Annotated in this window: 7 protein-coding genes; 4 read left to right on the top strand and 3 right to left on the bottom strand. The window is 50.0% G+C overall.

What is annotated here, in order from left to right:
- Positions 1–94: 94 nt before the first annotated feature.
- From xseB to NW212_RS12570, 3 genes are read right to left on the bottom strand one after another with little or no spacing between them, the layout of a single operon-like run.
- Positions 95–319 (bottom strand): exodeoxyribonuclease VII small subunit, encoded by a 225-nt coding sequence (xseB, locus tag NW212_RS12580; RefSeq protein WP_258338989.1) that lies wholly within the window; start codon positions 317–319, stop codon positions 95–97.
- A 35-nt stretch (positions 320–354) separates the two neighbouring features.
- On the bottom strand, positions 355–1656 hold the full coding sequence (xseA, locus tag NW212_RS12575; RefSeq protein WP_258338988.1) for an exodeoxyribonuclease VII large subunit: 1302 nt from the start codon (positions 1654–1656) through the stop codon (positions 355–357).
- Positions 1646–3031 (bottom strand): S8 family serine peptidase, encoded by a 1386-nt coding sequence (locus tag NW212_RS12570; RefSeq protein ID WP_258338990.1) that lies wholly within the window; start codon positions 3029–3031, stop codon positions 1646–1648. Before NW212_RS12570 ends, xseA begins: the two co-directional genes overlap by 11 nt.
- A gap of 127 nt (positions 3032–3158) precedes the next feature.
- Here NW212_RS12570 and NW212_RS12565 point away from each other — a divergent pair, with 127 nt between their 5' ends.
- The 4 genes from NW212_RS12565 to NW212_RS12550 all read left to right on the top strand — a co-directional run bounded on the left by NW212_RS12565 (position 3159) and on the right by NW212_RS12550 (position 10787).
- On the top strand, positions 3159–4520 hold the full coding sequence (locus tag NW212_RS12565; protein ID WP_258338987.1) for an MATE family efflux transporter: 1362 nt from the start codon (positions 3159–3161) through the stop codon (positions 4518–4520).
- 465 nt (positions 4521–4985) lie between these two features.
- On the top strand, positions 4986–8060 hold the full coding sequence (locus NW212_RS12560) for a TonB-dependent receptor (RefSeq protein ID WP_258338986.1): 3075 nt from the start codon (positions 4986–4988) through the stop codon (positions 8058–8060).
- A 27-nt stretch (positions 8061–8087) separates the two neighbouring features.
- A complete protein-coding gene (locus NW212_RS12555; protein WP_258338985.1) occupies positions 8088–9884 on the top strand; it encodes a RagB/SusD family nutrient uptake outer membrane protein in 1797 nt (598 codons plus the stop codon).
- Between the two features lie 51 nt (positions 9885–9935).
- On the top strand, positions 9936–10787 hold the full coding sequence (locus NW212_RS12550; RefSeq protein WP_258338984.1) for a discoidin domain-containing protein: 852 nt from the start codon (positions 9936–9938) through the stop codon (positions 10785–10787).
- The last annotated feature ends 10 nt before the right edge of the window (positions 10788–10797 follow it).

Here is a 10797-nt window from a genome sequence, read left to right as displayed (position 1 = left end):
CCTTAGAAGGGTGTGCCGAAACGCAAATTTTCATTTTTCAATATGACATTACTTTTTTTGACAGCCCAATTTTGTTTTGATACACCCTTGATCCTCAGGCCCCTCCTTCGGGAGGGGTAGGGGATGTTCCCAGCATTTTTTGTATTTCCTGGTCTGCCTTATAAAGCTTGTCCTTGCAGAACTTGATCAGTTTCTGCGCTTCTTTCAGGTTTTCGCCCAATTCGTCGATGTCCAGTTCGTTGCCCTCGATTCTGGAAACAATGGCTTCGAGATGCTTCATTGCTTCCGAGTATGTGTAAGTTTCTTTTTTTGCAGCCATATTTTCTGATTCTTTTGTCTTGTTGGGTACTGTATTCATATTACTTTGCTCTTGAAACTTCCTTTTGCCAGGCGGGTTTCCACCGTATCTCCCGGCCGGAGTCTGGAAGCATCCGTCACCGCTTTTCCGTTTTTCAGTGTCATGCTGTATCCGCGTTTCAGCAGAATGTCGGGAGATGCGGCCTTGATGCGTTCTGAATACAGTTCGATCCGGTGCTTTTCGGTTTGCATACGCACCCGTAAAGCGGTCTGCATCCGTTGCAGGCATATTTCCTGACGGTGCTTTTCCGACTGGAAGCGCGTTTGCAGAGCTGTCCCTATCCGTCTTGCAAATCGTTCCTGAATGAAACTTTCTTGCTGGATCCGCAATTGTATTTTCGAAGGAATGCGTGCAAGCCAGCCGTCAAGCCTTTCTCTTTCGCGTACGATGCGCTGAGGCACTTCCTGGTAAATGTATTGGATGAAATTATCCAGGCGTTCTGCAGTCTGGCGCAGGTGGTTGACAAGAAACTCTGCCGCAGCGGTCGGGGTCTTTACACGCGTATGTGCAACCATGTCGATAACCGTATCGTCCCGTTCGTGTCCGATGCCGGTGATGATGGGCAAAGGAAATTGCGCACAGTTTGCCGCCAGATCGTAAGTGTCGAAACCCGACAAGTCGGATGTCGCTCCACCGCCGCGTATGATGACCACTGCGTCCCAATTGTCTGCTTCCTCATAAATGCGGTTCAGGGCGGAAATGATGGAGATTTCAACCTTGTCGCCTTGCATGACAGCCGGAAACAGACGGGGATAGAATACAAAGCCGAAGGCGTTGCTGTTGAGCTGGTTGCAGAAGTCGCCATAGCCGGCGGCAGTAGGCGAGGAGATGACCGCTATCCGCTGTGCGGCTTCCGGAATTTCAAGCTCTTTGTTGAGTGTGAGTATGCCTTCCTTGTCCAGCCGGTTCAGAATCTCCTTTCTTTTGCGGGCCAGATCCCCCAGTGTGTAGGTCGGATCAATGTCGACAACGGTGAGCGAATAGCCGTAAAGTTCGTGGAATCCTACAGACACCTTTACCAGCACTTTGATTCCGGAAACGAATGCTTGTCCTGTTTCGCGTTCGAAATAAGCTCTGAGCCTTGCGAATGTGCCTGCCCATATAATGCCTCTTGCCTTGGCGATGAGCGTGTTTCCGGCAGGATCTTTCTGTACGAATTCCAGATAGCAGTGTCCGCTGCTGTTGGCACGCACGTCGCTCGTTTCGGCCTGTACCCAATATGTATCGGGCAGGCAGGCTTCGATGCTCCGCCTGACCAGCGAGTTGAGCTGGACCAATGACAAGGGATTATTTTCCATTCTCTTCTTTCAGTTTGCGTGCCAGCTGGAAGGCTTTCCATATGTCGGTCACTCCATATCCGTAGATGTTGTCGGGATAGGCATAGCGGTCGCTTGCCTTGTGGATTATGTCGATCAGTTCGAACACGTTCAGCCAGGGACATGCCTGCCACAAGCAGGCCGCCAGACCGCAGAATACCGGTGCGGCGAATGATGTTCCGTTGGCATAGGCCGTGCCTCCGTTCGTTCCCACAACGGCTGTATGCATTCCGATGGCCATCACGTCCGGCTTGACCCGTCCGTCGGTTGTGTTTCCGACAGAAGAAAAAGGCGCGTTCAGTCCCATTGCGTCAATGGCTCCTACGGTCAATATGTTTTCTGCATCGGCAGGTGGAGTTATCTTTTTCCAGGTGGAAGCTCCGGAGTTTCCCGCGCTGCATACCACCAGCATGCCTTTCTTTGCCGCCATCGAAGCCGATGCGGACATGAGTGACGTATGTCCGTCAAGCTCCCTGTACGTATAGTTGTCGGTTGCGTCGTTGAATGAGAAATATCCCAGTGAAGTGTTCACTATATCTGCGCCCACACTGTCGGCAAATTCGACGGCTGCCGCCCAGTTGTCTTCTTCGGCCAACTGTTCGGAGTCGTTGTCTTCAGACCGGAGCAGCCAGAATCCGGCTTCGGGTGCCGTTCCCGTCATTACGTGAGGCGCGTCGGCGGCAAGGCACGAAAACACTTTCATCCCGTGATTGTGTTCGGCGTAGATGTCTGACTGGGGGTTCACGAAATCTTTTGTCCCCAGTATGTGCGCGTGTCTGAAGATCTTCATTGCGTCTACATTGTAGAACCCGGCATCGATCACCGCAATTTCGATACCTTTTCCCCGAAACCCGGCTTTGTGTATGCTGTCGCCGCGATGCATGCGAATCTGGTCTGCCGCCACTCCGTATATGTCTTCCTGTTCGTTCCATTTGTTATCGACTTCTTTTTTTCTGTCGGCGGGACGAGGAGGGACAGAATCGGGCGAAGTCCATACTTTCCGCACCGATTCAACGAACGGGTTGATCAGGAAGCGCTGGGCTGTCTGTTCGCTGTTCGTTTGCATCAGCACCGTATTGTTCCATTTGCTTGCCGATATGAATTTTCCTCCCTGGCTTTCCAGCTGGCGGATATAGGCGGCGCATACCGGCAGGTCGGTCGAGTCTATCTTCAGTCCCTGTCTGTTTCTTCTTTCGATGGAACGGGCGGAAAGAAACTCTTGCGGCCGGTCGAGGCTATAGGTGGTCTGTGACTTGTCTTTAAGCTGCACGCGGTAGCGGTATGAGGTGTTTTCCGCTGGCGCGGCAAGTGCCGAAGCCAGCATCAGTATGCTCAATCCTATAAACTTCAGGTTCATCATCTTTTTATTTTTGAGATGCAAAGATACACAAACTTTTTCTTTTGGCGAAAAAAGCGTAACTTTGCGTGATTTTTTAGCAAACTTCCATTAACTTTCAATTTGTAAAATTTTAAAACGTCTTGTTATGTCACAGAACGGAACAGCCGCCCGACTGGGAACCGAGCCTGTCGGTAGATTATTGATGCAGTATGCAGTGCCCGCTATCATAGCCATGACCGCATCTTCATTATATAATATGGTAGACAGCATTTTCATCGGTCACGGAGTAGGCGCAATGGCTATATCCGGACTTGCCGTAACTTTTCCGCTCATGAACCTTGCCGCCGCTTTCGGTTCGTTGGTCGGAGTGGGGGCTGCAACCATCGTTTCGGTGAAGCTGGGGCAGAAAGACTACCGGACAGCCCGGCAGGTTCTGGGCAATGTGGTTACGCTCAATGTGGTGATCGGCGTCCTTTTCACCATTGTCACGCTTGCTTTTCTCGATCCGATCTTGTATTTTTTCGGTGCCAGCGAAGCCACTATTTCTTATGCGCGCGACTATATGGTGATCATTCTTTTGGGAAATGTCGTCACTCATTCTTACCTGGGGCTGAATTCGGTTCTCCGTTCGGCCGGACATCCGCAGAAAGCCATGTTCGCAACGATCATGACGGTGGTTATCAACACGCTGCTCGACCCGCTTTTCATCTTCACTTTTGATATGGGCATTGAGGGAGCGGCCGTCGCTACCGTGCTCGCGCAGGCCGTTGCCCTGATATGGCTGTTCAGGCTCTTCAGCAACAAGAACGAGCTTATTTATCTTCAGCGGGGCATCTATCGCCTGCAAAAGCATCTCGTTTCCGGTATCATAAGCATCGGTATGGCTCCTTTTCTGATGAATTTGGCGGCCTGTTTCATCGTGATTCTTATAAATAAGGGACTGAAGCAGTATGACGGCGACCTGGCGATAGGAGCTTTCGGAATCGTGAACCGCATTTCCTTCCTTTTCGTGATGATTGTGATGGGACTGAACCAGGGGATGCAGCCGATAGCGGGATATAACTACGGTGCCCGCCAGTATCATCGGGTGAACCATGTGATGAAGCTGACGGTGATAGCGGCAACGGTTGTGACCACGGCGGGATTTTTGATCGGCGAACTGGTGCCCGAGCTGGCCGTAAAGGCTTTCACTTCGGATGCAACCCTTGTGGATATGGGGGCGCGAGGGATGCGCATTGTCGTGATGTTTTTTCCGATAATCGGCTTTCAGATGGTTACGTCCAACTTTTTTCAGAGCATCGGAATGGCAAAGAAGGCCATCATCCTTTCGCTCAGCCGTCAGGTGATGATCCTGATACCTTGTCTGGTGATACTTCCTTTGTTCTGGGGAGCTGACGGCGTATGGTTCAGCATGCCCATATCAGATGCGGTAGCCAGCGTCATTGCCGCCGTGATGCTCTATCGCCAGTTCAAGTACTTCAAGCAGCATCCTGCTCCTCAAATCTGACGTGCGTGTCTTTTTTGCCTCTCTGCAGGTGCTGAGTATCAGTCTGCAGCTCTCCGAACCGGCAGGATGCCGCGGCATCTTTAGCTCTTCACTGGAGTGATACGTTCTCTTCACTCCAGTGAACAGGGCTGACGCATTACTAAAGTCATTGATATTCAGAGTATCTGATATTTAGAGATATACTAAAGCCAGATAAAAAGGCTGTTTTTTACCTATAAAATCAGCACATGCTGAATAATAAGTACTTAATAATCAATATTCTTTTTAATGCGTCAGCCCTGCTCCAGTGAAGAGGTTGGCGTTGTGCGGTCTTTTTTTAAGTTTTAAAGGGAAGGGTTGGGTATTTAAAGAGAAAAAATCATTTGTTTCTCTATGAATGTATACTTTTTTATTATATATTTGTCGCCAATCTTGATAATTAAGCCTAAAAACAACTTATTTGATTTTTTACCTAATAAATGCTTTATGAGAAAAAACAAATCTTCCTATGGAAAAACGAATTGGGCAGGAACCCTATGGGCAGGAGTCTTGCTTGTATCGGCAGAGGGAATGTTCTTTCCGCTGTATGCTGCGGATACCGGCAGCAGTCTGTCAGTAAACGAAACGCAACAACAAGCCGACATCACTGTAACGGGACAGGTGCTTGACGAAGCCGGCATGGGGATTCCCGGCGCCAATGTGTCGGTAAAGGGGAAAACCGGATTAGGAACCATAACAGACATGGATGGAAACTTCTCGCTGAAAGTACCTGGAAATTCCATACTGACAGTTTCGTTTATGGGTTATACCACACAGGAAAGAAAGGCTGTGGCGGGACAAACGATGCGCTTTAACCTGGTACCCGACAGCAAGGCGCTGGATGAAGTTGTGGTAGTAGGTTATGGTACGCAGCGCCGAAGCACGGTGACGGGTGCCATTGCTGATGTGAAGACCGACCGGCTGAAAGACATCACCGCCCCCAGCGTGAGCAACATGCTGCAAGGCAAGGTGGCAGGTGTGGTAGTCACCCCTTCTTCCGGACGTCCGGGCGACGGCGTGAGCATCCGTGTACGCGGTACAGGTTCTATCTCCGGAAGCCAGGAGCCTTTGTGGGTAATCGACGGTGTCATCGGTGAAGGTTCTGCCGAATTGAATCCCAATGATATCGAAAGCATCTCTATCTTGAAAGACGGTTCGGCTACCGCCCTCTACGGTTCGCGCGGCGCCAACGGTGTGGTACAAGTCACCACCAAACGTGCTAAACTGGGTACTGCACAATTTAATGCGTCAGCCAAGTGGTCTGTTTCTCAATTGACAAAAGGCAACCTGGAAATGATGAACGGTGCCGAATACTATGATTATCTGGTAACGGCCTATACCAACGCGGGAAATCTGGATGACCAATATTGGCTGCAGCCCTATCTGCGTGACCGCAACTTTGACTGGTGGGACTATGCCACGCAGAATGCATTGACTCAGAACTACAACATAAACTACACCTACGGTAACAACAAAATCCGTGCATATATTTCGGGTGACTACTACACGGAAGAAGGTACCATCAAGGGGTACGATTATGACCGCTTTACTTTGCGTTCCAACACGGAATATATGGTAAACGACCGTCTGACGCTGAAAGCCAACATTGCCGCCAGCTACAAGGAAACGTTTAACCAGGAGTATTCGTTGGCTCACACCAGCTACACGCCATGGGATACGCCGTGGGATTCGCAGGGTAATCTGAAAGACGGAAGCCAGGGTCTTCCCGCTACTGCAGAAGAAGCCGTATCAGCCAATCCGGATGATTACTGGTATAGCGACGGCGGTACAAACTTCGCCTACGACCGTCATCTGAACTGGGGCAAAAGCCGCTCTAACGGACTGGACGTGAATTTAGGTTTCACCTATAAGATTTTCGATTTCCTTACTTTTGAGTCAAACAACAAGATCGGGTTCTCCAACAACTACAGCAGTACTTATACTGACCCGAAAAGCCGTGGCGGTGTAGGAACCAAAGGAAGCTATTACGATGCAAACAGCAATTCGCGTTCTGTTTACACCAACCAGCTGTTGCGCTTCATGAAAACGTTCGGCGACAAGCACGAGGTGAGCGCATACTTGTTCTACGAATACGAAGAATACCGTTATTGGGATTTGACAGCTACAGCCTACAATATAGCGCAAGGTGCTGAAATCATCAGTGCTGGTGCAGATGACCCAGCCGCAAGCGGAACCAAGTATGAAAACAAGAATGCGGCATACCTGTTTAACGGAAACTATACTTACGACGGCAAATACATGCTGCAGGCCATGGTGCGCCGCGACGGTTCCAGCCGTTTCGGTAGCAACAAGCGTTGGGGTACATTCTGGTCGGTAGGCGGCGGATGGAACATCCACAAAGAAGCCTTCATGGAAAACGTGCCCTGGATCAACGAACTGCGTGCCCGTGTTTCTTACGGTATCAACGGAAACCAGCCGGGCGGCTCTTACGACTATCTGACCAAGGCCAGCATTACGACCCAATACGACAATCAGATAGCCTTGATGACAAACTACTTGGGTAACCCCGATCTGGAATGGGAAGAAACCGGCAACCTGGACGTCGGTCTGGATATACGTCTGTTCGACCGCCTGAACATTACGTTGGACGGCTATGTGAAAAAGACCAAGAACTTGCTTTACCTGCGCCACCTTTCGGCTGTGAGCGGTTTTAACCGTCAGACATCCAACAACGGAAAGCTGGAAAACAAAGGTTTTGAAATCACGGTAACTCCGGAAATCATCAAGACCAAAGACCTCTACTGGGACGTTACCTTCAACTTGGGTTACAACCACAATGAAATCACCTACATGCCCGACGGTGACGACTTGAGTTTCCAGGCCACGGCAGTGGGCTATCCTTACTTGAACTACTACATGCGCGAATGGGCGGGTGTGGACACGATGACAGGCAAGGGCCTGTGGTTCAAAGTGGACAAGACTACCGGTGAAAAGACTGTGACCAGCAATTATAACGAGGCAACGCCCGTCCTGCTTGACGCAGTGCCTATTCCTGACATCAACGGTGCTGTCGCAACCAGCCTGACATGGAAGGGCCTTTCGCTGAACGCCAACTTTACTTTCGCGGCCGGAGCCAAGATTTACAACAGCATGCGTGCCGGCGCGTTGGACCGTGACTGCTCCCGTCCGAGCCAGGTGCCGATGAGGTTGCAGGACGGATGGAGCCGCTGGGAAAAACCGGGCGACATAGCCACTCATCCGCAGCTGATAGCCAACAGCAGTGCTGACAATTCAAATACGTCTACCCGTTATCTGGAGAATGGTGACTACTTTAAGCTGAAATCTCTCAGCTTGTCATACAGCTTGCCCAGCAAATGGTTGAAACCTCTTAAAATCAACTCGGCAGCAATCAACTTGACCGGTGAAAACCTTTTCACCATCACCAAGTATTCCGGTCAGGATCCCGAAGTCTTGTTCTCCAGTTCATACAATGGAAGTGCCAGCAGTTTCGGCTATCCTACCGTACGCCGTTTTACAATTGGCGTGAATGTTAATTTCTAAACTTGTACCTTTATAATAGACAACGATATGAACATCAAATATGCATTAAGTTCCTTAGGGCTGGCAACTGCCTTGGCAGGATGCAGCGTGGATACGAAATTGTACGATGGTATAGCGCTTGAAAGTATAGACGAACGTAACCTCGTGGAATTGTCGGAAGGCAGCTACCGGTTGCTGAAGAACGACAACGGACTAATAGACAATGGATTCCAATTCTTTGCCCTGAGAGGCGACGACGTGTGCTGGGGAGGAACATCCACAGGCGGTACATTCGACTTTTACGACTACAGCCGCAACGTACAAAGCACACTGACCGAATATGGATGGGAGCTGGGATACCGTATGATAGGCAACTGCAACCAGATTATCGATATGGTTGAAGCGATGGGCGACGGACGCTCGGAAGAGGAAACCATCATCATGGGCGAGAACTATTATTTGCGCGGTTTGGGCTACTTCTATCTGGTAAACTGGTTCGCGCAGCCTTATTCCAACAATCCCACACAGAATCCCGGCCTTCCGCTGAAGCTGACAAGCGATGCGGAGGATTATCCTGACAAGCGTTCTACCGTGGAAGAAATCTACCAGCAGGTGGTAAAAGACCTGAAGGCTGCCAGCACCTATATGACATTGCCGGCAGGTACGTTACCCAAAAACCACAATCACGCCACCAAGGAAGCTGCCCAGGCACTTCTGGCACGCGTATATCTCTACATGGGTGACTTGGATAACGCCTATTTAATGGCCGACAGCGTCATTCAGTCCGGACGCTTTGAACTGCTGCAGGGAGAAGCATACTACAACTATCCGCAGCACGTGCCCGAAGATAATTCGGAAACAATCTTTGCCGTACGCCGTACCCGTCTGAAAGACGACGGCAGCTATAGTCGCCAGGGAGGGCTGTTCTTCCGTATCAACAACCAGGGATGGGAAGAAGTGTATGCCTCCAATCCCTACCTGGAACTGCTGGAGCTGTATCGCGATGACGAGGGATTCCCAAAAGACCTGCGCAGCAAGTTCATCACCAAGCGTTACGTTGAAGACGGCACGAACACCGACATATACGGTGTACATGGCAATGAAAACGGTACGTATAACGACTGGACATTTGTGTACAGCAGACGCCAGTCGGCCAGCAGTGCCAACTTTGTGATAAAGCAAATCGGTGTAACCAAGCAGGACGACGGCACATGGAAGATGAGCGATGAAGATGCCGCATCTTTCCAGAATGCCACTATCCAGGAGGAAAACTACAACTTGGGTTCACGCTACTATGTAAGGGGAACAGACGGCGTCAAGTATATCGGCCGTATCGAACCGAGGGTATACAATGCCAACACCTTGCGCCAGAAATCAACCGACTATCTGGTGTATGCCATCAACAAGTTCTCTTACCAGGAGCAATATTATCATTTGTGGTCGCCGGTTGTTTCCCGTCTGGCCGAAATGTACCTGATCCGTGCCGAATATTATGCAAGCAAGAACATGGTGCAGGAAGCGTTGGATGACGTGAACAGGTTGCGCAGCCGGGCAGGCATCCCTGAATGGACGACAACCAACATGCAGACGGCAGAAGCCGGACAACCCAAGGATATCATGAAAATCGTGGAGGAAGAACGCATGCTGGAACTGGCGTGGGAAGGACACCGTTCGCTGGACATCTTCCGCAAGAAAGGCACGCTGAACCGCATGTATCCGGGCGGACACACGCTTACTGTGGGTGACCAGTTCTGGGAAGTTCCCTACAATTCAACTGCGGTATGCGAATTTATCCCGCAAGGACAGTTCGACCAGTATCCTTATGATCTGGAACAGAATCCTTAACCTGAGCAATAATTCATACAATTCTATTTAATCCGATAAAAAAAGAGACAAATGAAAAAATTATCATATTTGATGCTATTCTTTCTGTCGGCCTTCCTCTTAGGAGGATGTGCCGATACGGAGCAACCCTATGTGGGCTACATCACGATAAAACGTGCCGTGGTAGAAGCCGCAGCCAATTCAACGGCCACCATCACTGCTGATACGGACATTGATTCTCCTATTGAACTCAAGTCGATCGACTTTGGTGAAGGGGTGGAAGAATGGTGTACGGTTACCTTCGATGGCAGGGACATTACGGTGACAGCTACACAGGCCAACACCGGCAGTAATTACAGAACCGCCACAGTGAATGTGAAGTGCGGCTATTGGCTGACTTCATTCACCGTTCTGCAGAAATACGAAGGACAGGAATACTTGCAATACGACTGGACCGGATGGACGGCAACGGGGTCTGATGTGAAGGAAGGTGATGGCGGAGGCTATAGCTCTCTGTTTACAGAAGACCGTACGAAATATTGGCACAGTTATTATGGAGAAGAAGAAACGCCCTTACCGCACTGGCTGATTATTGACATGCAGAAAGAATTGGAATGCAGCCAGTTTGCCATCGGGCGCAGACAATACGGCGAACTTAACTATCCGTCTGTAAAGCACATGAACATTTATACCAGCACGGACGGAGAGAACTTCAATCAGGTAGGCGAATTTACCTTTGCCCTGCCTTGGACGGCACCGGATGGAACAATAGTCAATGGCAACAGTGCGCTGGTTCCCGCCGAAGAAGTGATAACGCTGGATGCTCCCGTAACGGCGCGCTATATCAAACTGGAAATTACAGCAACCAACAACGATGACGGCACTTGCCAGGTTGCCTATTGCAAGGTTTATGAAAAACTGTAAAAGTTCGCTA

The organism is Bacteroides sp. ET225, from assembly GCF_024733745.1.
Lineage (GTDB): Bacteria > Bacteroidota > Bacteroidia > Bacteroidales > Bacteroidaceae > Phocaeicola > Phocaeicola excrementipullorum.
Note: the sequence above shows the minus strand (reverse complement) of the source record. Positions and strands in the feature narration are given on the sequence as shown.

What these genes read in the sequence shown, in the direction of transcription:
- NW212_RS12550 (WP_258338984.1), top strand. Translation starts at nt 9,936, where the DNA reads ATGAAAAAATTATCATATTTGATGCTATTCTTTCTGTCGGCCTTCCTC.
- NW212_RS12560 (WP_258338986.1), top strand. Translation starts at nt 4,986, where the DNA reads ATGAGAAAAAACAAATCTTCCTATGGAAAAACGAATTGGGCAGGAACC.
- NW212_RS12565 (WP_258338987.1), top strand. Translation starts at nt 3,159, where the DNA reads ATGTCACAGAACGGAACAGCCGCCCGACTGGGAACCGAGCCTGTCGGT.
- NW212_RS12555 (WP_258338985.1), top strand. Translation starts at nt 8,088, where the DNA reads ATGAACATCAAATATGCATTAAGTTCCTTAGGGCTGGCAACTGCCTTG.
- xseA (WP_258338988.1), bottom strand. Translation starts at nt 1,656, where the DNA reads ATGGAAAATAATCCCTTGTCATTGGTCCAGCTCAACTCGCTGGTCAGG.
- NW212_RS12570 (WP_258338990.1), bottom strand. Translation starts at nt 3,031, where the DNA reads ATGAACCTGAAGTTTATAGGATTGAGCATACTGATGCTGGCTTCGGCA.
- xseB (WP_258338989.1), bottom strand. Translation starts at nt 319, where the DNA reads ATGGCTGCAAAAAAAGAAACTTACACATACTCGGAAGCAATGAAGCAT.